The 24,930-nt window shown below is 54.2% G+C and carries 28 protein-coding genes; 16 read left to right on the top strand and 12 right to left on the bottom strand.

Annotation, left to right across the window (positions count from 1 at the left end):
- The first annotated feature begins 220 nt into the window (after window positions 1-220).
- The 3 genes from dacB to pmrB are packed head-to-tail and all read left to right on the top strand — an operon-like array spanning window position 221 to window position 3,374.
- Entirely contained in the window at window positions 221-1,654 is a 1,434-nt protein-coding gene (gene dacB, locus FS690_RS08420; protein WP_039382258.1) for a serine-type D-Ala-D-Ala carboxypeptidase, read from the top strand.
- The gene (gene pmrA, locus FS690_RS08415) at window positions 1,654-2,316 is read left to right on the top strand and encodes a two-component system response regulator PmrA (protein WP_071669139.1); all 663 of its coding nucleotides are present in this window, start codon (window positions 1,654-1,656) and stop codon (window positions 2,314-2,316) included. Before dacB ends, pmrA begins: the two co-directional genes overlap by 1 nt.
- A complete protein-coding gene (gene pmrB, locus FS690_RS08410) occupies window positions 2,313-3,374 on the top strand; it encodes a two-component system sensor histidine kinase PmrB (RefSeq protein ID WP_039382254.1) in 1,062 nt (353 codons plus the stop codon). The genes pmrA and pmrB overlap by 4 nt, the downstream gene beginning before the upstream one ends.
- Window positions 3,375-3,419: 45 nt before the next feature.
- Here pmrB and cgtA read toward each other — a convergent pair whose 3' ends face one another.
- The 3 genes from cgtA to rplU form a co-directional block, all read right to left on the bottom strand.
- Window positions 3,420-4,595 (bottom strand): Obg family GTPase CgtA, encoded by a 1,176-nt coding sequence (cgtA, locus tag FS690_RS08405; RefSeq protein ID WP_039382251.1) that lies wholly within the window; start codon window positions 4,593-4,595, stop codon window positions 3,420-3,422.
- A gap of 248 nt (window positions 4,596-4,843) precedes the next feature.
- The gene (gene rpmA / locus FS690_RS08400; protein WP_039382249.1) at window positions 4,844-5,101 is read right to left on the bottom strand and encodes a 50S ribosomal protein L27; all 258 of its coding nucleotides are present in this window, start codon (window positions 5,099-5,101) and stop codon (window positions 4,844-4,846) included.
- Window positions 5,102-5,116: 15 nt separating this feature from the next.
- Window positions 5,117-5,428: a 50S ribosomal protein L21 gene (gene rplU, locus FS690_RS08395; RefSeq protein WP_039382246.1), complete on the bottom strand. Its 312-nt coding sequence runs from the start codon at window positions 5,426-5,428 to the stop codon at window positions 5,117-5,119.
- 254 nt (window positions 5,429-5,682) lie between these two features.
- Here rplU and ispB point away from each other — a divergent pair, with 254 nt between their 5' ends.
- Window positions 5,683-6,654, top strand: coding sequence for an octaprenyl diphosphate synthase (gene ispB / locus FS690_RS08390; RefSeq protein WP_039382243.1), 972 nt, complete (start codon window positions 5,683-5,685; stop codon window positions 6,652-6,654).
- 226 nt (window positions 6,655-6,880) lie between these two features.
- A complete protein-coding gene (locus FS690_RS08385; protein ID WP_039382241.1) occupies window positions 6,881-7,174 on the top strand; it encodes a helix-turn-helix transcriptional regulator in 294 nt (97 codons plus the stop codon).
- Between the two features lie 53 nt (window positions 7,175-7,227).
- Here the strand turns inward: FS690_RS08385 and murA are convergent, their stop codons facing one another.
- The 7 genes from murA to mlaF form a co-directional block, all read right to left on the bottom strand.
- Window positions 7,228-8,487 (bottom strand): UDP-N-acetylglucosamine 1-carboxyvinyltransferase, encoded by a 1,260-nt coding sequence (gene murA / locus FS690_RS08380; protein WP_039382238.1) that lies wholly within the window; start codon window positions 8,485-8,487, stop codon window positions 7,228-7,230.
- 46 nt (window positions 8,488-8,533) lie between these two features.
- Window positions 8,534-8,791, bottom strand: coding sequence for a BolA family iron metabolism protein IbaG (ibaG, locus tag FS690_RS08375; RefSeq protein WP_039382236.1), 258 nt, complete (start codon window positions 8,789-8,791; stop codon window positions 8,534-8,536).
- Window positions 8,792-8,905: 114 nt separating this feature from the next.
- Window positions 8,906-9,211 (bottom strand): lipid asymmetry maintenance protein MlaB, encoded by a 306-nt coding sequence (mlaB, locus tag FS690_RS08370; protein ID WP_039382234.1) that lies wholly within the window; start codon window positions 9,209-9,211, stop codon window positions 8,906-8,908.
- Window positions 9,211-9,849 carry a phospholipid-binding protein MlaC gene (gene mlaC, locus FS690_RS08365; protein WP_039382232.1) on the bottom strand — a complete coding sequence of 213 codons (639 nt, stop codon included), beginning with the start codon at window positions 9,847-9,849 and terminating at the stop codon, window positions 9,211-9,213. Before mlaC ends, mlaB begins: the two co-directional genes overlap by 1 nt.
- A 19-nt stretch (window positions 9,850-9,868) precedes the next feature.
- Window positions 9,869-10,402, bottom strand: a complete 534-nt coding sequence (mlaD, locus tag FS690_RS08360; protein ID WP_039382230.1) for an outer membrane lipid asymmetry maintenance protein MlaD — start codon at window positions 10,400-10,402, stop codon at window positions 9,869-9,871.
- 4 nt (window positions 10,403-10,406) lie between these two features.
- Window positions 10,407-11,189, bottom strand: coding sequence for a lipid asymmetry maintenance ABC transporter permease subunit MlaE (gene mlaE / locus FS690_RS08355; protein ID WP_039382227.1), 783 nt, complete (start codon window positions 11,187-11,189; stop codon window positions 10,407-10,409).
- 4 nt (window positions 11,190-11,193) lie between these two features.
- Window positions 11,194-12,009, bottom strand: a complete 816-nt coding sequence (gene mlaF, locus FS690_RS08350) for a phospholipid ABC transporter ATP-binding protein MlaF (protein WP_039382224.1) — start codon at window positions 12,007-12,009, stop codon at window positions 11,194-11,196.
- A gap of 226 nt (window positions 12,010-12,235) precedes the next feature.
- On the opposite strand from mlaF, the gene FS690_RS08345 reads away from it, so the two are divergent.
- The 11 genes from FS690_RS08345 (at window position 12,236) to npr (ending at window position 20,207) form a co-directional block, all read left to right on the top strand.
- Window positions 12,236-13,219 (top strand): calcium/sodium antiporter, encoded by a 984-nt coding sequence (locus tag FS690_RS08345; RefSeq protein ID WP_039382222.1) that lies wholly within the window; start codon window positions 12,236-12,238, stop codon window positions 13,217-13,219.
- A 12-nt stretch (window positions 13,220-13,231) separates the two neighbouring features.
- On the top strand, window positions 13,232-14,212 hold the full coding sequence (gene kdsD / locus FS690_RS08340; protein ID WP_039382218.1) for an arabinose-5-phosphate isomerase KdsD: 981 nt from the start codon (window positions 13,232-13,234) through the stop codon (window positions 14,210-14,212).
- A 13-nt stretch (window positions 14,213-14,225) separates the two neighbouring features.
- A complete protein-coding gene (gene kdsC, locus FS690_RS08335) occupies window positions 14,226-14,792 on the top strand; it encodes a 3-deoxy-manno-octulosonate-8-phosphatase KdsC (protein WP_039382215.1) in 567 nt (188 codons plus the stop codon).
- A complete protein-coding gene (gene lptC, locus FS690_RS08330; protein ID WP_065650292.1) occupies window positions 14,789-15,361 on the top strand; it encodes an LPS export ABC transporter periplasmic protein LptC in 573 nt (190 codons plus the stop codon). The genes kdsC and lptC overlap by 4 nt, the downstream gene beginning before the upstream one ends.
- Entirely contained in the window at window positions 15,336-15,890 is a 555-nt protein-coding gene (gene lptA / locus FS690_RS08325; RefSeq protein WP_039382207.1) for a lipopolysaccharide ABC transporter substrate-binding protein LptA, read from the top strand. The genes lptC and lptA overlap by 26 nt, the downstream gene beginning before the upstream one ends.
- Before the next feature lie 3 nt (window positions 15,891-15,893).
- On the top strand, window positions 15,894-16,619 hold the full coding sequence (gene lptB / locus FS690_RS08320) for an LPS export ABC transporter ATP-binding protein (protein ID WP_039382204.1): 726 nt from the start codon (window positions 15,894-15,896) through the stop codon (window positions 16,617-16,619).
- Between the two features lie 48 nt (window positions 16,620-16,667).
- Window positions 16,668-18,101 carry an RNA polymerase factor sigma-54 gene (gene rpoN / locus FS690_RS08315; protein ID WP_039382200.1) on the top strand — a complete coding sequence of 478 codons (1,434 nt, stop codon included), beginning with the start codon at window positions 16,668-16,670 and terminating at the stop codon, window positions 18,099-18,101.
- A 21-nt stretch (window positions 18,102-18,122) separates the two neighbouring features.
- Window positions 18,123-18,410 carry a ribosome hibernation promoting factor gene (gene hpf / locus FS690_RS08310; protein WP_039382198.1) on the top strand — a complete coding sequence of 96 codons (288 nt, stop codon included), beginning with the start codon at window positions 18,123-18,125 and terminating at the stop codon, window positions 18,408-18,410.
- 137 nt (window positions 18,411-18,547) lie between these two features.
- Complete coding sequence (ptsN, locus tag FS690_RS08305) at window positions 18,548-19,030, top strand: PTS IIA-like nitrogen regulatory protein PtsN (protein ID WP_039382195.1); 483 nt, start codon at window positions 18,548-18,550, stop codon at window positions 19,028-19,030.
- A gap of 53 nt (window positions 19,031-19,083) precedes the next feature.
- Window positions 19,084-19,938, top strand: a complete 855-nt coding sequence (gene rapZ / locus FS690_RS08300) for an RNase adapter RapZ (RefSeq protein WP_039382191.1) — start codon at window positions 19,084-19,086, stop codon at window positions 19,936-19,938.
- Window positions 19,935-20,207: a PTS phosphocarrier protein NPr gene (npr, locus tag FS690_RS08295; RefSeq protein WP_039382188.1), complete on the top strand. Its 273-nt coding sequence runs from the start codon at window positions 19,935-19,937 to the stop codon at window positions 20,205-20,207. Before rapZ ends, npr begins: the two co-directional genes overlap by 4 nt.
- A gap of 5 nt (window positions 20,208-20,212) precedes the next feature.
- Here npr and mtgA read toward each other — a convergent pair whose 3' ends face one another.
- Window positions 20,213-20,890 carry a monofunctional biosynthetic peptidoglycan transglycosylase gene (mtgA, locus tag FS690_RS08290; RefSeq protein ID WP_369826812.1) on the bottom strand — a complete coding sequence of 226 codons (678 nt, stop codon included), beginning with the start codon at window positions 20,888-20,890 and terminating at the stop codon, window positions 20,213-20,215.
- Between the two features lie 929 nt (window positions 20,891-21,819).
- On the bottom strand, window positions 21,820-24,162 hold the full coding sequence (arcB, locus tag FS690_RS08285) for an aerobic respiration two-component sensor histidine kinase ArcB (RefSeq protein WP_104085592.1): 2,343 nt from the start codon (window positions 24,160-24,162) through the stop codon (window positions 21,820-21,822).
- Window positions 24,163-24,930: the final 768 nt, after the last annotated feature.

Raw genomic sequence — 24,930 nt, 5'->3', positions numbered from 1 at the left:
AACGGTGTCATCCTGACTGGTGACAGCAGAATAATCGCTTCTGCGGCACACGGCCCCTTTTCAAAAGCAAAAGAACCCTGACCCGGAAAGCTTTCCGGGTCAGGGATCGGTTTTGCATTTTGATACGTATTTTACCCCAGAGTTCCCTGTGGGTCATCGTTTACTTTGCCCTGCCCGGGGACGTAGTATTGACGCCCCATCCGTCAGTTACCGCGAGATTATGCGATTTTCACGACTTGTTACCGGATTAACCTGCGCGGTAATGCTGCAGGCACAAGCGGCCCCCGTTGAAGAATACATGCAGTATTTACCTGACGGCGCGAACCTGGCGCTGATGGTACAGAAAGTGGGCGCATCAACCCCTATTATTGACTATCACGGAAAACAGATGGCTCTACCGGCCAGCACCATGAAAGTGATCACGGCGCTGGCGGCACTTCTGGAGCTGGGACCCGACTTCCGCTTTCAGACCACGCTTGAGACTCGCGGGGCCATTACCGACGGCACGCTGAACGGCGATCTGGTGGCCCGCTTTGGCGGCGATCCTACGCTGAGCAGGCAGAATCTGCGCAATATGGTCGCCGCGCTGAAGCAGCAGGGTATCACTCATATCAAAGGCAACCTGGTGATTGATACCTCCGTATTTGCCAGCCACGATATGGCTCCCGGCTGGCCCTGGAACGATCTGACTCAGTGCTTCAGCGCACCACCCGGCGCGGCGATTGTCGACAAAAACTGCTTCTCGGTTTCGCTTTACAGTGGCAAAACTGCTGGTGAAACCGCCTTTGTGCGTATCGCGTCTTACTATCCGGCCCATATGTTCAGCCAGGTCCGGACGCTTGCCCCTAACAGCGGCGAAGGTCAGTACTGCGAGCTGGATGTGGTGCCTGGTGAGCTTAACCGCTATACGCTGACAGGCTGTATGCGCCAGCGGGCAGAACCGCTGCCGCTCGCCTTTGCGGTTCAGGATGATGCCGCCTGGTCAGGTGAAATCCTGAAAGGGATGCTGCGTGCGGCTGATATTGATTATAGCGGTCATCTGGTACGCCAGACGCAGGTTACGTCGCCGGGTACCGTGCTCGCCTCGACCCAATCCGCGCCGCTGCATACGCTACTGCGCATGATGCTGAAAAAGTCGGACAACATGATTGCGGACACCGTGTTCCGCACCATCGGCCATCACTACTTTAACGTGCCGGGTACGTTTCGTGCCGCCTCTGACGCCGTGCGTCGTATTCTGCGCGAAAAAGCGGGTATTGATATGGGCAACAGCATTCAGGTTGATGGTTCCGGCCTGTCGCGTCACGATTTGATCTCGCCAGAGACAATGATGCAGGTGCTGCAGTACATTGCTAAAAACGACGCCACGCTCGACTATATCTCTATGCTGCCGCTGGCTGGCTACGACGGCACGCTGCAGTATCGTGGCGGGCTCCATGAAGCGGGCCTCGATGGCAAAGTCTCAGCAAAAACCGGTTCTCTGCAGGGCGTCTATAATCTGGCAGGGTTTATTACCACGTCCAGCGGTGCGCGCGTTGCCTTTGTGCAGTTTCTGTCAGGCTATGCCGTGCCCCCGGAAAATCAGAAAACGCGGCGTATTCCGCTGGTTCGCTTTGAAAGCCGCCTCTACACGGACATTAACAAGAACAACTAATGAAATTGTTGATTGTTGAAGATGATGCGCTGCTGCAGTCGGGCCTGGCACAGGCGCTGGGCGCTAAGGGTTATGCAACAGATTGCGCCAGCAGCGCCGCAGAGAGTAATGCGCTATTGCGCAGCGGTCAGTATACGCTGATCGTGCTGGATCTTGGCCTGCCGGATCGCGACGGCGCTTCGCTGCTGCGCCAGTGGCGGCGCGAGGGCGTTGCGATCCCGGTGCTGATCCTTACGGCGCGTGATGCGCTGGAAGATCGCGTGGAGGGCCTGGATGCCGGTGCGGATGATTATCTGATCAAGCCTTTTGCACTGGCAGAACTGCAGGCGCGGGTTCGGGCGCTGATCCGCCGCTATCAGGGGCAGAGCGATAACCAGCTGCAACAGGGCGATCTGACGCTCAATCTCAGCACGCAGCAGGTGCTGCTTGAAAATCAGTCGGTGGATATTACGCCTAAAGAGTTTGCGCTACTGACGCGCCTGCTGATGCGCATCGGACAAAATGTGCATCGCGAAACGCTTCAACAGGATCTCTATAGCTGGAACGACGATCCCGGATCGAACACGCTGGAAGTGCATATTCATAATCTGCGCCGCAAGCTGGGAAAAGATCGGATTAAAACGGTTCGCGGTGTGGGTTACCGGCTGGAACTGCGCGAATGAACAGTATGCGGCAGCGCTTACTGATCATGCTGGCGCTGATCCTGCTTATCTGTCAGGTCATGAGCGTGATCTGGCTCTGGCACGAGAGCCGGGAGCAGATCAGCTTTCTTGTCAATGAGACGCTTTCGGCTCAGGCGCGCAATCAGCGGGTCGAGAATGAGATCCGCGAAGCGATCGCTTCGCTGCTACTGCCCTCACTGGTGATGGTATGCCTGACGCTGCTGCTCTCGTTCTGGGCGATTAACTGGATTATTCGCCCGCTTAAGCTGCTGCAGGATAGCCTGGCGCATCGTTCCGCCGACAACCTCACTCCCCTGCCGGTGTATGCGGATATGGATGAAATTGTTGCCGTCACCGGCGCGATAAATCAGCTGTTTTCCCGTCTGGACCACACGCTGCAGCAGGAGCGGCTTTTTACTGCCGATGCTGCCCATGAACTGCGTACGCCCCTCGCCGGGCTGCGGCTGCATCTGGAACTGCTGCAGCAGCAGCAGGTGCCGCAGAGTGAAATGCTGATTAGCCGTATCGATCAGCTGATGCACACCGTAGAGCAGCTGCTCATGCTGTCACGTGCCGGCCAGGCGCTGGCGGGCGGACACTATCAGCAGCTGTGGTGGCTGCAGGATATCATGCAGCCGCTGAAACCAGAGATGGACGAGCTGCTGCTACAGCGTCAGCAGCGGCTGCGCTGGCCAGAGGGGAGTGATATCCCGCAGCAGGGCGAAGCGGTGCTGTTGCGCCTGATGCTGCGCAATTTGCTGGAGAACGCCTCGCGCTATAGCCCGGAAAACAGCGAGGTGCAGGTTAAGCTATACCGGGATGCGCAGCAGGTAACGGCAGAAGTATGGGATGAAGGGCCGGGTATTGATGCCGGAGCCGCAGAGGAGTTAACCCAGGCCTTTCGCCGTCGCGATCAGCGCTACGGCGGCAGCGGACTGGGTCTGAATATTGTGCTGCGTATTGTACAAATGCACCGCGGTACGCTGACGCTGGAAAACCGTGAAGACCGCAGCGGACTGATTGCCCGCTGTACGCTGCCGTATCAGCTCAACGGCTAGCTCTGCAGATAAAAAAAGCGGCCCGAAGGCCGCTTTTAGCTGCGATTAACGCTGATAGATAATTTCGACGCCTTCGTCGTCTTCATCATCCCAGTCGTCATCCCAGTCATCATCTTCTTCCACTTCCTGAGCGGTCTCCAGCGCTTCACGATGGTAATCATCCCACATGAACGCGACCTTCTCAGGCTGCTTCTCTTCCAGTTCTGCTTCTTTAGGATTAGCAATGATAAAGCTCATCACATCCCAGCAGAGTTCATTCACGCCGGTACGACTGGCGGCAGAGATAAGATAATATTTGTCATCCCAGCCGAGCGCCTCTGCAATCGCTTTAGCGCGGCTTTCAGCTTCTTCCTGACTCAGCAGGTCAGTTTTGTTAAACACCAGCCAGCGCGGCTTCTGATAGAGCTTCTCGCTATATTTTTCCAGCTCGCCAAGAATGATGCGGGCGTTTTCAACCGGATCGGTTTCGTCGATAGGCGCAATGTCGATCAGGTGCAGCAGGACGCGACAGCGCTCAAGATGCTTCAGGAAGCGAATGCCCAGCCCGGCGCCTTCCGCTGCGCCTTCAATCAGCCCCGGGATATCGGCCACGACAAAGCTTTTTTCGCTGTCCATGCGCACAACGCCCAGGCTGGGAACCAGCGTGGTAAACGGATAGTCCGCCACTTTTGGCTTCGCTGCAGAGACGGCGCGAATAAAGGTCGATTTACCCGCATTCGGCAGACCCAGCATGCCGACATCGGCCAGCAGCATCAGCTCCAGCTGCAGATCGCGTTTCTCGCCTGGCGTCCCCATGGTTTTCTGGCGCGGGGTGCGGTTAACCGAGGATTTAAAACGCGTGTTACCAAGACCGTGCCAGCCGCCTTTCGCTACCATCAGCTTCTGCTCATGGCGCGTCATATCGCCCAGCGTTTCACCGGTGCCCTGATCGATTATGCGCGTACCGACCGGCACTTTGATGGTGACATCTTTGCCACGTTTGCCGGTGCAGTCGCGGCTCTGACCATTCTGACCGCGCTCAGCGCGGAACGCTTTTTCAAAGCGATAATCGATCAGGGTATTGAGGTTTTCATCTGCCAGCAGATAGACGTCACCGCCATCACCGCCGTCACCGCCGTCCGGGCCGCCTTTAGGAATATATTTCTCGCGGCGGAAGCTAACGCAACCGTTGCCGCCATCGCCTGCGACCACAAGGATCGTCGCTTCATCAACAAACTTCATTCTATTTCTCCGTCACACTGTCGTCTGTCGCTGCAGAGAGCGGCAGACGGGTCCGCCAGGGTCTTCTGTGCTGACCGGCGGCGGATAATGCAAATCTGGTAATATGATATGTACAGAAAGTGTACAGCAAACCGCGCAGCTCAGTTAGCGGGGAATCGATAACCGGCGGCAGAATGTAAAAAGCCCCGCAAAGCTGCGGGGCCTTTCCTTCGTGTGTTCAGACGATTATCGTCTGCAGCACGACAACCTTACTCAGCAACGATGCTGATATATTTACGGTTGTTCGGGCCTTTCACTTCGAATTTAACTTTGCCGTCTGTGGTAGCAAACAGGGTGTGGTCACGACCACAGCCTACATTGGTACCGGCGTGGAACTTGGTGCCACGCTGACGAACGATGATGCTACCTGCCAGAACAGATTCACCACCGAAACGCTTAACACCCAGACGTTTTGCGTTGGAGTCGCGACCGTTACGGGTCGAACCACCAGCCTTCTTATGTGCCATTTGTCAGATCTCCTCTTACGCGCTGATCGTCGTGATTTTCACATCAGTGAACCACTGACGGTGACCAGCTTGCTTACGGTAGTGTTTACGACGACGAAACTTAACAATCTTGATTTTTTCGCCGCGACCGTGAGCAACAACTTCTGCCTTGATCATTCCGCCTGAAACCAGTGGCGCGCCGATTTTCACGTCTTCGCCATTTGCAATCATCAGAACCTGGTCGAACTCAATGGTTTCGCCGGTTGCGATGTCCAGCTTTTCCAGGCGAACGGTCTGACCTTCGCTTACTCGGTGTTGTTTACCACCACTTTGGAAAACCGCGTACATATAAAACTCCGCTTCTGCGCTTGCCTTTCTGTGTAATCAGGCGGCGCGATAATATTCACAATAGGGCGCGAATTCTACGCAAATATCCAGCAGAAAACAAGCGCACTTTGCACTCTCCTGCAGAAAAAAAGCGCAGAGTGAATGCAACCGTTTCTCATCCTGAATTTTCAAGTACAATCAGTAACAGATTACCTGAACTCACGCTGGGTAAAAGCGCCTACCATGCAAAAAACGAGTCAAAGCTGAACAGACGAATGAACCTAGAACAAATTAACGAACTAACCGCGCAGGACATGGCGGCCGTCAACCAGACCATCCTCGACCAGCTGAATTCAGATGTCTCACTGATCAACCAGTTGGGCTACTACATTGTCAGCGGCGGAGGTAAACGCATTCGTCCGATGATTGCCGTGCTTTCAGCGCGTGCGCTCAACTATCAGGGTTCGCTGCATGTTACGAACGCAGCACTGATTGAATTTATCCACACGGCAACACTGCTGCATGATGATGTGGTGGATGAGTCTGACATGCGTCGCGGCAAAGCGACTGCGAATGCGGCGTTTGGTAATGCCGCCAGCGTGCTGGTAGGTGATTTTATCTATACGCGCGCTTTTCAGATGATGACCAGCCTTGGATCCTTAAAGATCCTCGCGCTGATGTCAGAAGCGGTGAATGTGATCGCAGAAGGCGAAGTGCTGCAGCTGATGAACTGTAACGATCCTGACATCACTGAAGAGAGCTACATGCGCGTGATCTACAGTAAAACGGCGCGTCTGTTTGAGGCTGCTTCTCAGGCCTCAGCGATTCTGGCAGAGGCTTCGCCTGCTCAGGAGAAAGCGCTGCAGGATTATGGTCGCTACCTTGGCACCGCTTTCCAGTTAATTGACGATTTGCTCGACTACAGCGCAGATGGCGAGACGCTGGGTAAAAATACCGGTGACGATCTCAGCGAAGGGAAACCGACGCTGCCCCTGCTGCATGCCATGCATCATGGCACCCCCGAGCAGGCCGCTATGATCCGCAGCGCGATTGAGGAAGGCAACGGACGCCATTTGCTGGAGCCGGTGCTGGCCGCTATGCAGCAGACGGGTTCACTGGAATGGACGCGCAAACGCGCTGAAGAAGAAGCGGATAAAGCGATTGCTGCGCTACAGCTGCTGCCTGAGAGTCCGTGGCGTACTGCGCTTGAAGCGCTGGCGCATATGTCAGTGCAGCGCGACTTTTAATTCCGGACGGAGCCGCCCGGCTCCGTTTTTTATTTTCCCGCCGTTTCCTGCGCCGTTTGCATAAGTTTGCACGCTTTTTGCGAATACCCGCCAGATTTTGCTACCTGGGTGTAACAATTACTGGAAATTAATGGAACCTTTTTGCTATATAGAGCCGTTAATTTCCAGTTTTACCCTTCACTGCCACAGCAGCGATTACGCATTACATGGATATGGAGAACAAGTTATGCAGACAAGGAAAGAGGATTGGCATCCTGCAGATATTATCGCAGCGCTACGCAAACGTGGTACTTCACTGGCGGCTCTGTCACGTGCGTCAGGACTTTGCTCCTCAACGCTCGCCAATGCGCTGTCACGCCCCTGGCCCAAAGGCGAGTGGCTTATCGCTATGGCGCTTGAGGTACATCCGGCAGAAATCTGGCCAAGCCGCTATTACGATCCTGACACCCTGCTTCTGCTGGATCGCAAAAAGCGGATCCGATCGCCCGATAGTCTGAAAAAGATCCCGGAAAAAAAATAAAAAAAAACCAGCCACGCTGCTGTGACTGGTTCTGGTCCATCATACTGACTGGCTTATTCGCCGCTGATACGCTCAATGTTCGCGCCCATCGCTTTGAGCTTATCTTCGATATGCTCATAGCCGCGATCGATATGGTAAATCCGGTCAACAACCGTAGTGCCTTCAGCAATACAGCCTGCCAGTACCAGACTCGCCGAAGCACGTAAATCGGTCGCCATAACCTGTGCACCCGAGAGCGTTTCCACACCGTGACAAATCGCCGTGTTGCTCTCGATTTCCGCATGCGCACCCATACGGATCAGTTCCGGGATGTGCATAAAGCGGTTTTCAAAGATGGTTTCTGTGATCACGCCCGTGCCTTCCGCCAGCAGATTCAGCAGAGTGAACTGCGCCTGCATATCGGTTGGAAAACCCGGATGCGGTGCAGTGCGGATATTCACCGCTTTTGGCCGCTTGCCGTGCATATCAAGACTAATCCAGTCATCACCGGTTTCAATCTCTGCACCCGCGTCGCGCAGTTTAGCCAGTACCGCATCCAGCGTATCCGGCTGTGCATTGCGGCAGATGACTTTGCCGCGCGAGATAGCCGCAGCCACAAGGAAGGTGCCGGTTTCGATACGATCCGGCAGCACGCGATAGACACCGCCACCCAGACGTTCCACACCTTCAATCGTAATTTTGTCCGTGCCTGCGCCAGAAATTTTTGCACCCAGCGTATTGAGGAAGTTTGCCGTATCAACAATCTCCGGCTCGCGCGCCGCGTTCTCGATTACCGTGGTGCCGGTTGCCAGCGTTGCCGCACTCATAATGGTTACGGTAGCGCCGACGCTGACTTTATCCATGACGATGTGCGCGCCTTTCAGGCGGCCATTGACTGAGGCTTTAACATAGCCCTCTTCCAGCTTAATTTCCGCGCCGAGCTGTTCCAGACCAGTGATATGCAGATCGACCGGACGGGCACCAATCGCGCAGCCGCCCGGCAGTGATACCTGACCCTGACCAAATCGTGCCACCAGCGGCCCGAGCGCCCAGATAGAAGCACGCATCGTTTTAACCAGATCGTAAGGAGCGCTGAAGACGTTAACTTCGCGCGCATCAACATGCACCGAACCGTTACGCTCTGTGCGTGCACCCAGCAGGCTCAGCAGCTTCATGGTGGTATCAATATCACGCAGCTGCGGGACATTCTGAATTTCTACCGGCTCTTCTGCCAGCAGCGCGGCAAACAGAATCGGCAGCGCTGCATTTTTTGCGCCGGAAATGGTCACTTCACCACTTAAGCGGGTGGGGCCTTGCACACGAAATTTGTCCATTAACACGGCTCTCAATTATCTATCAACAAAACAACCAGACTGGTACTCAGAATCCGTTAAGTTTACGGTCGCGAGCCCACTCGGCGGGAGTATAAGTCTTGATGGAAACCGCATGAATGCGATTATCCGCAATGTATTCCATCAGCGGCGCATAAACAGCCTGCTGTTTTTTTACCCGGCTCAGTTCGCCAAACATTTCGCCCACGGCGATCACCTGGAAATGGCTGCCGTCGTTGCTCATCACGTGGACTTCATCTAATGACAGCGCCTGCATCAGGACTGCCTGAACTTCACTATTTTCCATGGTTTATAACTTCACTTGATAATAATAAGGCGGATATCTTAGAGGAAAGCGGCTGAGTCTTAAATATGCAAAAGCCCCTGAACGCATCAGGGGCCTGGTTTTTCAGCCGTCAGATCAGACGCTTTTCTCCGCAGAAACAATAATCTGCTGAAGATTATAAAGCGTAATAAGAGAATGGAGTTTATCTGTCACACCCGTGAACAGCGGCGTACTTCCCTGCGCGCGTACCATCTCGCGCAGATGCACCAGCAGCGCCAGCCCGGCCGAATCGACCCGCTCCAGAGCCGCCACATCAATGACATTTATATTCTGCATAACCGTTTCACGCTGCTGCCATAGTGTCAGCAGCGTATCCCGGTCAAGCTTGCCGCTCAGTACCAGCGTATCAGTACTGCGCTGCCAGCGTAACGATTCACTCATTATTGCTGTTTATCCAGTGTAATAGGTTGTGCCGCATAGGTTTTCAGCTGTGCAGTCAGGCCATCAATGCCTTTAGTGCGCAGCAGATCGCTCCACTCATTCTGCTTGGTGGTGATCATACTGATCCCTTCGGCAATCATATCGTAAGCCTGCCATTTTCCGCTCTGGCTGTTTTTACGCCACTGAAAATCGAGACGCACCGGCGGACGGCCGTTAGGATCAACAATGGTGACGCGAATAGCCACAATATTGGCATCGCCCAGCGGTTTTTCCGGCTGAATCTGGTAAGTCTGACCGTGATACAGCGCCAGCGCCTGCCCGTAAGCCTGGGCCAGGTAGTCACCGAATGCGGCAAAGTAGGCGTCGCGCTGTGCCGGCGTCGCTTCACGATAGTAACGGCCTAAAACCAGCGCGCCGGCATATTTAATCTGCACATAGGGCAGCAGCTCCTGGCGCACAATATCGCGCAGATAGTTGGGATCCTGCTTGATTTTCGGCTGTTCATTTTTCAGCCGGGTAAAAGTTTTGGCTGCGGCTTCATTCATCAGCTTATACGGGTTGCTCTGATCCGTATCCGCTGCCGTGGCGGCCAGGGGAGCGATTGCCAGCAGGGCAACCATCAGAAAACGTTTCAACATCGTGTTTTACCTCTCTGGATTATTCCGTTGTGGCAGGCGCAGGTGCACGCTCGCCATCCTGTGACTGATTCTCTTTGCTGCCGTCGCCGCTTTTGTAAAGGAACTGACCAATCAAATCCTCAAGCACCAGGGCAGATTTGGTGTCGCGCAACGTTCCGCCATCTTTCAGCATAGCTGAACCGAGATCCGGATCGTCAAAGCCCAGATTCAGCGCCAGAAACTGTTCGCCCAGCAAACCCTGCGTACGAATAGCCAGAGAACTGGTATCCGGGATTTTGTCGACATACTGTTCGCTGATATCCATGGTCACGCGCGGCGACAGGCTTTTCTCATCCAGTGAAATATCCGTTACGCGGCCAATGACGACGCCGCCAATTTTTACAGGTGAACTGATTTTCAGGCCGCCAATATTGTCAAAGGTAGCGTAGAGCTTCCACGTGGGCTCGGTGCCCAGCGATTTGAGATCGGCCACGCGCAGACTGAGAAACAGCAGCGCCACCAGCGCCGCCAGCATAAATACCCCTACCCAAATTTCATTTTTCTTGCTTTGCATTGCATCAGTTCCCAAACATCAGTGCGGTCAGCACAAAATCAAGCCCAAGCACCGCCAGTGAAGCGTGTACGACGGTACGCGTTGTTGCCCGGCTGATACCTTCCGACGTCGGAATCGCATCGTAGCCGTTAAACAGCGCAATCCAGGTTACCGTAATGGCAAAAACTGCGCTCTTGATCAGGCAGTTAAGGACATCATTATGAAAATCTACCGCGCTTTGCATCGCGGACCAGAAAAAGCCGGGATCGATACCTTTCCAGCCAACGCCAACCAGTGCACCACCGGCAATACCGACGGCCGTAAAAATCAGCGTTAACAGCGGCATACTGATAAAACCCGCCCAGAAGCGTGGCGAGACCACGCGGCGCAGCGGATCCACCGCCATCATCTCCATACTGGAGAGCTGCTCTGTGGCTTTCATCAGACCAATCTCTGCCGTCAGCGCCGAGCCGGCTCGTCCGGCAAACAGCAGCGCCGTGACAACCGGCCCCAACTCACGCAGCAGCGACAGCGCCACCAGCATGCCAAGGCTGGTCTCCGCGCTGTAGGTGGTCAGCACCAGATATCCCTGCAGTCCCAGCACCATGCCGATAAACAGACCAGAAACCACAATAATCAGCAGCGAGAGTACGCCAACGCTATAAAGCTGCCTGATCAACAATGGAGCATGGCGGCGAAAAGCGGGTTTTCCCACCAGCGCATGAAACAGCATCAGACCGGCGCGACCAAAGGTCGCACAGCTGTTTATTCCCCGACGCCCGAACGACGCCAGTGCCTGTAACACCATGAGTTTACTCTCTCCCTGTCCGGGTCAAATCACTAAGATAGTCGCCGGCGGCGAAACGAAACGGCACCGGACCATCAGCATGCCCATCAATAAACTGGCGTACGCGCGGATCGGCGTTCTCCTTCAGCTGCCGGGTGCTGCCTTCAGCAATGATTTTTTGCCCGGCAACAATATAGGCGTGATCGGCGATGCTCAGGACTTCAGGCACATCATGCGATACCACAATACAGGTCACGCCCAGCGAGTGGTTCAGCTCATCAATCAGCTTGACCAGCACGCCCATAGTTATTGGATCCTGCCCCACAAACGGCTCATCAAACATAATGAGTTCCGGTTCCAGCGCAATGGCACGTGCCAGCGCAGCACGTCGCGCCATCCCGCCGGAGAGCTCTGCCGGCATAAGTTTTGCCGCGCCGCGCAGTCCGACCGCTTCAAGCTTCATCATCACCGTGCTGTGCAGCAGTTCCGGCGGCAGCTGAGTGTGCTCGCGTAGCGGCCAGGCGACGTTTTCATAGACGTTAAGATCGGTAAAGAGCGCGCCTGACTGAAACAGCATGCTCATTTTCTTACGGGCTTCATAGAGCTTGCGCCGTGACAGGCTGGGAATATTCTGGCCCTGAAACCAGATTTCGCCGTGGTCAGGCTGCAGCTGACCGCCAATCAGGCGTAACAGCGTTGTTTTTCCGATGCCGGAAGGTCCCATAATCGCGGTCACTTTGCCCGCCGGAACCGTAAGTGAAATATCATCGAATATCGTGCGATCGCCACGGGTGAAACTCACACCGCGCACCTCGACCAGATTCGTTTGCTGCTGAGTCATTATTACCTCGTTAAGCGGGTCGGGCGTACTAAATGGGGTGGATGGTAGCCTGGTAAACCGCAATTCACGATAGTTTTACAGAAACTTACCGGTTCAGTGTGGCGAAAACGGTCATTAAATTTACTTTTGTCGCTCAGAGAGTCAAAATCAGCGGCTGACTCTCCCCGCATCTCAGGTTTTTTTGCCGGCCAGGGTCCGCCGGCACCGTATCCATCAAGGATTTTTCATGTTTGTAGCTACCGCCCTGTTGTTTATCGGATTGCTGTTACTGGTTTACGGGGCCGATCGACTGGTCTTCAGCGCCGCCATTCTGTGCCGCTCATTCGGTATTCCGCCGCTGATTATCGGCATGACGGTAGTCAGTATCGGCACATCGCTACCGGAGCTGATTATTTCGTTTTCAGCTGCGCAACATGGACAGATGGATTTGGCCGTAGGCACCGCGCTGGGCTCAAACATTACGAATATCCTGTTAATTCTGGGTGGCGCCGCGCTGCTTCATCCTTTAACCGTACACTCCAATTTGATTCGGCGCGAACTTCCGCTGCTGCTGCTGGTCTCTTTGCTGAGCGGCATTATGCTGTTTGATAATTACCTGAGCCGGCTGGATGGTGTCGCGCTGTTGCTGATGGCGCTGTTCTATCTGCTGATCGTGATCCGCATTGCCCGCCGCGCCGGACATGACAACAGCGATACACTCACCCGGGAACAGCTGGCAGAACTGCCGCGCGATGAAGCGGGTAACACGGTAGCCTTTCTCTGGCTGGCGGTCGCGCTGATTATATTGCCGATGTCGACCCGTATGGTCATCGACAATGCCACCGTCTTTGCTGATTACTTTGGCGTAAGCGAGCTGGTGATGGGGCTGACGCTTATCGCGGTAGGGACCAGCCTTCCGGAGCTGGCCACGGTTGTCGCGGGTGCGCTGAAAGGTGAAGATGATATGGCGATTGGTAATCTGATCGGCGCCAATATTTTCAACCTGGCGATTGTTCTTGGCCTGCCCGCGCTGTTTCATCCGGGCGAGGTCAATCCGCTCGCGTTTAGCCGTGATTACTGGGTCATGCTCGGCGTCAGCGTAGTGTTTGCCCTGTTTTGTCTGCTGCGTAAGCGGCGCGTCGGCCGGATAGCCGGCGCGCTGTTACTGAGCGGATTTCTTCTCTGGGTGCTATGGCTGTGGCTCAGCCCCACCCTTCTTACTGGCTATTAAGGATGCACTGATATGTCACAGCAGCATGCAGAGTTTGATTTTCAGCAGGCGGGTAAAAAGGTTCTGCGCATCGAACGTGAAGGACTTGAACAGCTTGATCAGTATATCAATGACGACTTCAGCCGCGCCTGCCAGCTGCTTTATGCCTGCCAGGGAAAAGTCGTGGTGATGGGCATGGGCAAGTCAGGACATATCGGTAAGAAAATGGCCGCGACCTTTGCCAGCACCGGCACCGCCTCCTTTTTTGTGCATCCGGGTGAGGCGAGCCATGGCGACCTCGGCATGGTGAGCGCCAGCGATGTGGTTATCGCCATCTCGAACAGCGGCGAGTCGGCAGAGATCCTGGCGCTGATCCCGGTGCTGAAGCGACAGAAAGTGCAGCTGATCTGTATGACCAGCCGCCCGGAGAGCGCCATGGGCCGCGCGGCAGATGTTCACCTGTGTGTGAAAGTGCCGCAGGAAGCGTGCCCGCTGGGACTGGCGCCAACGTCCAGCACCACGGCAACGCTGGTGATGGGCGATGCGCTGGCGGTGGCGCTGCTTGAGGCGCGCGGTTTTACGCCAGAGGATTTTGCTCTGTCGCATCCTGGCGGCGCGCTGGGTCGTAAACTGCTGCTGCACGTCAGCGACATTATGCATAGCGGCGATGAAATTCCGCACGTCACGCGCGAGGCGTCGCTGCGTGATGCCCTGCTGGAGATCACGCGCAAAAACCTCGGTCTCACGGTGATCGTTGATGACTTAATGAAAATTGAAGGGATTTTTACCGATGGCGATCTGCGCCGTATTTTTGATATGGGCGTCGATTTTCAGTCAGCGCGTATTCAGGACGTCATGACGCGTGGCGGCATCCGCGTCCGGCCAAATATGCTGGCGGTAGAGGCCTTAAATCTGATGCAAAATAAAAATATCACTGCCGTCCTGGTAGCCGATGAAGATCGGCTGCTGGGCGTCGTCCACATGCATGACATGCTGCGCGCTGGCGTAGTCTGAACAGGAAATGTAAATGAACGCTGAAAATGCGCTGGTTGCCACCTGCTATGGTCCGGTATCAGCTGAAGTCATGGCACGGGCAGCGCAAATCCGCCTGCTGATTTGTGATGTCGATGGCGTCATGTCAGACGGCCTGATCTATATGGGAAACAGCGGTGAAGAGCTGAAGGCGTTTAATGTGCGGGATGGCTACGGCATACGTTGCCTGCTGACCTCCGGCATCGAAGTCGCTATTATAACCGGCCGTCGCGCTAAGCTGCTGGAAGATCGCTGTGAAACGCTGGGCATTACGCATCTTTACCAGGGACAATCAGATAAGCTTTTGGCGTGGCGCGAACTTCTGGATAAACTGTCACTGGACAGCACGCAGGTTGCCTATATTGGCGACGATCTGATCGACTGGCCGGTCATGGCGCAGGCGGGTCTGAGTGTTGCCGTAGCGGATGCACATCCGGTCTTGCTGCCGCGTGCAGACTATGTCACACGCATCGGCGGCGGACGCGGTGCGGTACGCGAAATATGCGACCTGATATTACTGGCGCAGAATAAATTTGAGGATGCCAGAGGGCAATCAGTATGAGTAAAAGCAGGCGTTGGATAACGCTGATTCTGGCTCTGGTCGCGCTGATATTGATCGGCTGGAACCTGACGAATCAGGATGAGAGTGCCACGCCGTTGGCTTCAAACGATCAGGAGCCAACCTACACCAGCGCGAACTCTAATACCGTGGTATACAACCCAACGGGTGCACTGGCCTACAAGCTTGTCTCCGATAAAGTGACCTATTTTTCAGCTGATGAAGTCAGCTGGTTTGATCGTCCCGTTATGACAACCTTTGATGAAAACAAAGTGCCAACCTGGTCAGTACGGGCGGACAAAGCAAAGCTAACGAAAGATCGTATGCTTTATCTGTATGGCCACGTTGAAGTACATACGCTGACGCAGGATTCTCAGCTGGAACGCATTATCACTGATAACGCGCAGGTCAATCTGGTGACCCAGGATGTCATGTCTGACGACCAGGTGACGCTATTTGGCCGCAGTTTTAACTCCACGGGCATGAAGATGCGCGGCAATTTGCGGACAAAAAACGCCGAACTGCTTGAAAAGGTCAAAACCTCTTATGAAATTCAAAATGAACAAAAATAGCGTTAACGCGCTGCTGCTGGGATCGCTGCTGATTGGCAGCCTGCCCGCGCTGGCTGTCACCGGCGACTCAGAAAAACCGGTTAATATCGACTCCGTTAATCAGGCGCTGGATCTGCAGGGCAACGTGGCGACCTTTACCGGCAATGTTATTGTCACGCAGGGCACGATTAAAATTACAGCGGATAAAGTCGTGGTAACCCGTCCCGGCGGCGACAGCAACAAAACTATTGTTGATGCCTATGGCAATCCGGCTACGTTTTATCAGATGCAGGACAACGGCAAGCCGGTTAAAGGCCATGCCGCTAAGCTGCACTATGAGCTGGCCAACGATTTTGTCGAGCTGACCGGTAATGCTTTTATTGAACAGCAGGACAGCAACATCAAAGGCGATCGCATCACCTATCTGGTGAAAGAGCAGAAAATGCAGGCCTATAGTCAGGGTCAAAGCAAACGCGTCACCACGGTGCTGGTTCCTTCACAGCTGCAGGATAAAAACGGTTCCGCTGCGAGCCCTAAAAAGAGTAACTGACCGATGGCAACTTTAGTCGCTGAAAATCTGGCCAAAGCGTATAAAGGCCGCCGCGTAGTGGAAGATGTCAGCCTGCAGGTTAAATCGGGCGAGATTGTCGGACTGCTGGGTCCTAACGGCGCCGGTAAGACCACGACATTTTATATGGTGGTCGGCATTGTCCCGCGCGATGCGGGCCGCATTATTATCGATGATGAGGATATCAGTATCCTGCCCCTGCACGCCCGTGCGCGTCGTGGTATCGGATATCTGCCGCAGGAAGCCTCTATTTTCCGGCGGCTGAGCGTGTATGACAATCTGATGGGCGTGCTGCAGATCCGCGACGATCTGACCGAAGAGCAGCGCCAGGATCGCGCCAATGAGCTGATGGAAGAGTTCCATATTGAGCATCTGCGCAACAGCCTGGGCCAGGCGCTCTCCGGGGGAGAACGTCGCCGCGTTGAAATTGCACGCGCGCTGGCAGCGAATCCAAAGTTCATTCTGCTGGATGAGCCGTTCGCCGGGGTTGACCCCATCTCCGTTATCGATATCAAAAAGATCATCGAACATTTGCGCGACAGCGGCCTCGGTGTCCTGATCACCGACCATAACGTGCGTGAAACGCTGGCTGTTTGCGAACGCGCCTATATTGTCAGCCAGGGCAATCTGATTGCACACGGCACGCCGGATGAAATTCTGGCAGATGAGCAGGTTAAGCGGGTTTATTTGGGCGAAGAGTTCAGACTCTGATAAGGTGTCGATTAACCCGATATTCGCTTAGGACATTCAAGCCGGATTATGAAGCAAGGTTTGCAACTCAGGTTCAGCCAACAGCTGGCGATGACCCCCCAGCTGCAACAGGCCATTCGCCTGCTGCAGCTCTCTACGCTTGAACTCCAGCAGGAGCTCCAGCTGGCGCTGGAGAGCAATCCGCTGCTTGAGCAGACCGATATTCATGATGAAGTGGACGCACGCGAAACGCAGGAAAGCGATACGTTAGATACCCGTGAGGCGCTGGAACAGAAAGAGATGCCTGACGAGCTGCCGCTGGATGCGTCGTGGGATGAAATTTATACCGCCGGCACCCCTTCCGGCACCGGAACAGATTATCAGGATGATGAACTGCCGGTGTATCAGGGAGAAACCACGCAGTCGCTGCAGGATTACCTGATGTGGCAGGTGGAGCTGACCCCGTTTACCGATACCGATCGCGCTATTGCGACATCGATTGTTGATGCGATCGACACGACCGGTTATCTCACCGTGACGCTGCAGGAAATTTGCGACAGTATCGGCGACGATGAGCTGACGCTGGATGAGGTAGAGGCGGTTCTCAAGCGCGTCCAGCGGTTTGATCCGGTTGGCGTAGGCGCGCGCGATCTGCGCGACTGTCTGCTGGTTCAGCTATCGCAATATGCGGCTGACGCTCCTATGCTAAAAGAGGCGCGCCTGATTGTCAGTGAACATCTCGATCTGCTGGCTAATCACGACTTCCGCAGCCTGATGCGGGTGACCCGCCTGAAAGAAGAGGTGCTGAAAGAGGCGATGCTGTTGATACAGTCGCTCGATCCGCGCCCCGGACAATCGATTAATACGGGTGAACCGGAATACGTTATTCCGGATGTGCTGGTGCGCAAAGCGGGCGCACGCTGGATAGTGGAACTGAATGCTGAAAGCCTGCCGCGTCTGCGGATAAACCAGCACTATGCCGCCATGGGCGGTTCAGCGCGCAGCGATAGCGACAGCCAGTTTATTCGCAATAATCTGCAGGAAGCGCGCTGGCTCATTAAAAGCCTGGAGAGTCGTAATGACACTCTGCTCAAGGTTACCCGCTGTATCGTTGCGCAGCAGCAGGCGTTTTTTGAGCAGGGCGAAGAGTATATGCGTCCGATGGTGCTGGCAGATATCGCGCAACAGGTCGATATGCACGAGTCCACCATCTCACGCGTGACCACGCAAAAATATCTGCACAGTCCGCGTGGTATTTTTGAGCTGAAATATTTTTTCTCCAGCCATGTCAGCACGGAAGGCGGCGGCGAAGCCTCGTCTACGGCCATTCGTGCGCTGGTAAAAAAACTGGTCGCGGCAGAAAATCCCGCAAAGCCCTTGAGCGACAGCAAACTGACCGCCATGTTATCTGAACAGGGTATTATGGTAGCGCGACGTACGGTTGCGAAGTATCGCGAGTCTTTATCTATACCGCCATCAAACCAGCGTAAACAGCTGGTTTGACCGAACTCAGAAGGAAGACCTATGCAGCTAAACCTTACCGGACTCAATGTCGAAATCACTGACCCGCTGCGCGAATTTGTGAACAGCAAATTTGGCAAACTTGAACACTATTACGATCGCATCAATCAGGTTTATATTGTTCTGAAAGTGGAGAAAGTGACTCAGATTGCAGAGGCAACTCTGCACGTTAACGGCGGTGAGCTGCACGCCACAGCGGAAGCGGAAGATATGTACGCGGCCATTGACGGGCTGGTTGATAAGCTGGCACGTCAGCTGACCAAACATAAAGACAAACTGAAAAAACACTAACCTTCACGTTTGCAGAGCGCTGACCCGTTCAGCGCTCAGGGAAAAATGGGGCGGAAGAGCGCCCCGTTTTATCATCTGCGCAAGCGCCAGCAGGGCTTTTCGCTCTGTGGCTATGTGAACTCGCAAGTGAAACCACGATGAACAACGATCTGACACTGGAATTGAGCTCGGTTCTGACGCCTGACTGCACCCGCAGCGGCGTACACTGCCAGAGTAAAAAACGCGCGCTGGAGATTATCAGCGAACTGGCGGCTAAGCAGCTCAATCTGCCGCACCAGACGCTTTTCGAAGCGATTCTGACCCGCGAGCGTATGGGCAGTACCGGCATTGGCAACGGCATTGCTATTCCGCATGGCAAACTGGAAGAGGACACGCTGCGGGCGGTGGGGGTGTTTATCAGCCTCGATCAGCCAATTGCTTTTGACGCCGTGGATAATCAGCCGGTCGATCTGCTGTTCGCTCTGCTGGTGCCTGCCGATCAGTGTAAGACGCACCTTCATACCCTGTCGCTGGTCGCAAAACGCCTGGCAGATAAGACGGTCTGCCGTCGCCTGCGTGCGGCCCAGAGTGATCAAGAGCTCTACGCCATTATCACAGAAGCTCAGGAAGCGCATTCGTAATCAGTACATAGCGTTACCGGTCTGCAGGCCGGATAAAACAGGGGAGAATAGTGATGGTGCTGATGATCGTCAGTGGTCGATCAGGCTCAGGTAAATCAGTTGCGCTGCGTGCCCTGGAGGATATGGGCTTTTACTGTGTCGACAATCTGCCGGTAGTCCTGCTGCCTGAGCTGGCGAATACGCTGACAGAGCGGAATATTTCGGCGGCGGTGAGTATTGATGTACGCAACATGCCGGAGTCGCAGGAAGTCTTTGAGCTGGCGTTAAATAATCTGCCTGACTCTTTCTCTCCTCAGCTGCTGTTTCTGGATGCCGATCGCAATACGCTGATCCGGCGCTACAGCGACACCCGTCGCCTGCATCCGCTCTCCAGCAAAAACCTGTCGCTGGAAAGCGCCATTGATGAAGAGAACGATCTGCTGGAGCCGCTGCGCTCGCGTGCCGATCTGATTATTGATACCTCAGAGATGTCAGTGCATGAGCTGGCTGAGATGCTGCGCACCCGCCTGCTGGGCAAGCGCGAACGCGAACTCACGATGGTGTTTGAGTCGTTCGGTTTCAAACACGGTATCCCGATCGATGCCGACTACGTGTTTGACGTGCGCTTTTTGCCTAACCCGCACTGGGATCCCAAGCTGCGTCCGATGACGGGCCTCGATCGACCGGTGGCGGCGTTCCTGGATCGGCATACAGAAGTACATAATTTTATCTACCAGACGCGCAGCTATCTTGAGCTATGGCTGCCGATGCTGGAAACCAACAACCGCAGCTACCTTACTGTGGCGATCGGCTGTACCGGTGGCAAACATCGTTCCGTGTATATCGCCGAGCAGCTGGCTGACTATTTCCGTTCGCGCGGTAAAAACGTGCAGTCGCGTCATCGCACACTGGAAAAGCGTAAATCATGACCGTAAAGCAAACCGTCGAAATCCGTAACAAGCTGGGTATGCATGCGCGCCCGGCGATGAAGCTGTTTGAGCTGGTGCAGAGCTTTGACGCGGATGTTCTGCTGCGCAATGAAGCGGGCACCGAGGCTGAGGCGAGCAGCGTTATTGCGCTGCTGATGCTGGATTCAGCAAAAGGCGGTCATATTGAAATTGAAGCCAGCGGACCGCAGGAAACTGCGGCGCTGGCCGCCGTTATTGAGCTGTTTGAATCGGGCTTTGACGAAGAGTAAAGGTTTTAGTGTAGCCGGTAGCGATTCAGGAAACCCTCCCCTCCCAGCTGGCGCATCTGACGCATGATCCACTGCTGACGCTGGCGAACATAGCCTGAAGGCGCATCCGCGCGAAAACGGATCGGATTAGGCAATACTGCAGCCAGCAGGGCAGCCTCTGCGATAGTCAGGCGGCTGGCGGGCTTATGGAAATAGTGCTGCGCTGCGGCTTCAGCGCCAAAAACGCCGGGACCGAACTCAGCGATATTAAGATAGACCGTCAGAATACGACGTTTACTCCAGACGGTTTCAATGCCAACCGTCATCCCCGCCTCCAGCCCTTTACGTAGCCAGCTACGTCCGTCCCACAAAAAGAGATTTTTCGCGGTCTGCTGAGAAAGCGTTGACGCGCCACGCATGCGCTCGCCGCTGCTGTTGTCGAGCACCTGCTGAATAGCGCCAACGTCAAAACCCCAGTGCTCAGGGAATTTCTGATCTTCGGCGGCAATCACGGCCAGCGCCATCCACGGGGAGATGTTATCCATGCTGACCCACTCTGAATGTGCGACATAACTGATATCTCCGTGCAGCCAGGCGCCTGCCTGACGTTCCGCCATAACCGCGGAAAAAGGCACGGGTAAAAAAGCGAAAACGGCAATTCCTCCGATCCAGAGTACTGCCCATGCCAGCAGACATTTAACCATCAGCGACCTGAAAAGGCTGAACCCTTTCCCTCTGTATTTTTTCATTACCTCTTCCTGTATCCCTTCCCTGTATTAATTAATCACTCTGGTCATGATTGCGTCCAGTGCCCATTGTTATACCTGCCTGCATGCTGCCAGCCGGTTTCCGGAGCTGAAAAAGCGTTCAGGCCAGCCGCGGCTCTTCTGCTGATACCCTGAAACATCAAAGACTTCCATCTTTAAGGAATCGGTTCCATGCATAAAAATCGCGCAAAGCAAACTTCAGACCGCCGTTAACCTGTACTAATAGTCATGTTAATAAGACTTTCATATAGCTTAACATTTGCAAGGAATAGCTTAGCGTTTCCTGACTATCGTCTGCTATGAGATCGGTTTCAGACACATATTATGCTGCCAGAAAGCCGAATCCCCCGGCAATTGTCCGTAAATCAAATTTTACACTCTGACCGGCCTGTTTTTCAGAACGACCGATCTGGAAGTTTAACCGCCTGCTTTCCAAAACGTTTCGGATAAATGTGATGCAATACGGCTATTTTTATTACAAAACAATAGCATAAAGACTATTTTCCTGATAACAATCCGTCCCCGGATAGCTATCCGGGCTTTCGCCGCTTCCCTCAATCCTGATGGCGAAAAATCAGCCAAAACCAGTTGATATTGGTTAAATAACAAACAAATCAGCGGGGAAATTGATTCCCCGCTTGACAGTGTTGTCAAATTAATGTTTTCTGTAGCGGAACGTTGTTCAACATCACACAATTTAATGAATCTTGTCGCGCAGGCTGGCAAATTTGCTAAGGTGATTTTGTAACGTTAACCAATACCTGACTGCTGCTTTTTACTTCAATTAACCATAACAGCAGCAGTCACTTTTTCCCTGGTGTTGGCGCAGTATTCGCGCACCCCGGTTTCGACCGGGGTCATTTTTTTTAGCGCTTCTGATTTTCCCGCCCGGCAACCCATTCACGCAGTACGGCAACATCCTGTCGCCACTCCTGCTTCAGTTCATCGATCCACTCCTGCACATTGTCCCACCAGGCCGGCAGTTCCGGTGACTGGATCTGTTTTGCCAGCTGCTGCAGATGCAGCAAGCCTACCGATCCTGCGGCACCTTTAATTTTGTGCCCCTCTTCGGCAATGCCTTTTTGATCGCGCGCCATCATATTGGAATCAAGCACATCAAGATAACCAGGCATCATCTGTTCAAACATTGTCAGGCTCTGTGTAATCAGGCCAGGCCCGACCAGCTCGATATACTGCTCCAGCATCGCCACATCCAGCAGCATGCGCGACTGCGTATCCGCTACAGGCATATCTGTCTCTTCTGCCTCGCCCTGATAATCCCAGAATTTTTTGATCACCGCCGTCAGCGCCGGCACCGCCAGCGGTTTACTGAGTACTTCATCCATTCCGGCATCGAGATACTCTTTTTTATCTTTAAGTACGTTGGCCGTCAGCGCGACCAGCGGCGGCAGCTGCACGCCCTTATGCTGCTGATGGATAGCGCGCGCAACGTCCAGTCCGGTCATATCCGGCAGCTGAATATCCAGCAGCACCAGGTCAAACTCCTGCGGATCAAACAGGCTTAGCGCGTCATGGCCGTTCATGGCGACCTCAACGCTGCAGCCGAGCTTCTCCAGCACCGAGCGGGCGACAATCACATTCAGTTCAATATCTTCCACCAGCAGTACGTGCAGCGCCGGCAGCGGCAGGCTGTCATCCAGGCCGGTATCTTCCACTTCGTCAGCCACGCGCGGCGCGTTAATCTCAACCACAAAGCAGGAGCCTTTACCCGGCGCGCTGCTGACTGTGATATCTCCGCCCATCGCCTGCGCCAGGCGGCGCGATACCGCCAGCCCGATACCGGTACCGGTCGCGGGTTTGCCGCCGTGCTGATCTTTGACCTGATAATACATGGCAAAGATTTTGTCCTGCTCCTCCTGCGGAATACCCATTCCTGAATCCTGCACTTCAAAGCGCAGCGTTTCATTCGCGCTGTACGCGACCCGCACGACAATCTCTCCCTCGCGGGTGAATTTCACGGCGTTTCCAATCAGGTTCCACAGGATCTGCCGTAAGCGCGTGCCGTCAGCCAGAATTTTATGCGGCAGCGGCAGCGCGGGCTGCATAACAAACTTCAGATCTTTCGGCTGGGCCAGCAGGCCGGATAAGTTTTCGAGATCGGCAAGGAAACCGGTGAAATCAAGCGGCTGGTTATCCAGCTGAACTTTGCGCCGCTCGATTTTGTCCACTTCGATTACATCGTTAAAGATATTGCCCAGCGTAATGGCTGAGACGTGAATCGTTTTCAGGTACTTCAGCTGCTCCTGGCTGAGCTCGGTATCCAGCAGAATACGGCTCAGACCCACGATGCCGTTCAGCGGCGTGCGCAGCTCGTGGCTGATCGTTGAAATAAAGGTGGTTTTCTCCCGGCTGGCGTTCTCCAGCGCATCCTGATAGCGCTTACGCTCCGTGATATCGCGTCCGAATCCCATCAGGCCGCTGCGCTTGCCCACCCGATCGTAATAGGGCACTTTACGGATTTCAAAACAGGCTTTGCGCCCGTCCGGATACTGCAGCCACTGCTCATAGGTGAGCGATACGTTATGGCGAAACACCTTTTCGTCTGTTTCCAGTACCTTGGTCGCTGCCTCATCATCATAAATATCGCGCGGCGTCAGTCCGATCAGCTGTTTTTCACTTAGGCCGGTCAGCAGCTCCATGGCGCGGTTGCAGCCGGAGAACTGTTTGTCGATATTACGGTAGAAGACCAGATCGGGCGATGCATCCAGAAATGAGCGCAGGAAAGAGGATTGCTGCTCCAGCTCAATCTGCGCCTGCTCGCGGCGCGCCATCTCTTCACGCAGCTTATCCATCACCTGTTTACGCGCCTCTTCTGCGCTGATGCGATCGCTGATCTCCTGATTCAGCTGCGTGATGGTCTGTTTCATCTGCTGATTAAGCTCGAGATCGCGCGTGCGCATCTCTTCCAGCTTATCAACCAGCTTCGTTAGCCGCTGACGCGACTCCTCCAGCTGATCGACCACGACTGACAGGAAATAGACCGCCCAGGGCGTAATCAGCAGACCAAAGAAGACCGAGCGCACCACGTCGATACTTTCCACGTGCCCGCGCAGTACCATAGTGACCGCCATCTGGACAATCATCGCCAGCACCACCAGCGCCGACGCCAGCAGCAGTGAAAAGCGCACCAGACCGAGTTTGACCATCAGGTCGACATAATATTGAGCTAACAGACGAATTTGTTTCATGGCAGATCCCCTGAACGAATGGCGCCATCATAACGTAATTAGCCTGCGTCTGCCCGGGCTGACCGGGATATTGCGCCCGCCTGACGCCCCATCATAGTGCATCCGCGCCCGGCCTGAACGTTATCTGGCTCGCGCTGAGTAAAGCACTTGACTAATTTGCACAGGTGAATAATCTGAAAGGCCGTCTGCGCGCAGCTAAGCGTCAGACCTTATTGCTCTCTTTCGCCTGTGGCAGCTGATTTCTCAGCATACTGCCACCCCTCCTTATTGCATACTGATTCACATTTAACGAAATTTTACTCAGTTACCTTCTGATTAGTTTTGCTTATACAGACCTATATTTAATTCAAAACAGACGCCATAAGAAAAACAGATACATGACATGCCGGTCTGCACAGCTACGATATTTTATGCTGCTATAAGCAGCACTGCCAGCAGGGTAAAGTAATATCGCCGCCTGCAGATAGTGAGACGGCTCACACTTAGCAGGGGTTTAAATCGGCGCTTATTGACATAAATTTACTGTTAAAAAACATAAAATTCATAAGGTTAACCTCTTTTTTCTGCAGATATAGGGCTCAGCGCTCTCTATTTGACCTCTGTGCGCTTTCCCGATAAGTTGAAATTCCGCTGGATGCTTTCCAGTCGGGACTGTGTCTCGACATATCTATGCAGCAAGAAGACTCCCTCTGGATGCAAGTTATCTCCCGTTAGAGACCGGATTGAAGAGCAACTCATCAAGGACGTTATACCCGGATCCTGAGAGTC

It is taken from the genome of Pantoea sp. PSNIH1 (genome assembly GCF_007680655.1).
GTDB lineage: Bacteria > Pseudomonadota > Gammaproteobacteria > Enterobacterales > Enterobacteriaceae > Pantoea > Pantoea eucrina.
This window is presented reverse-complemented; position numbering and strand designations above follow the sequence as displayed.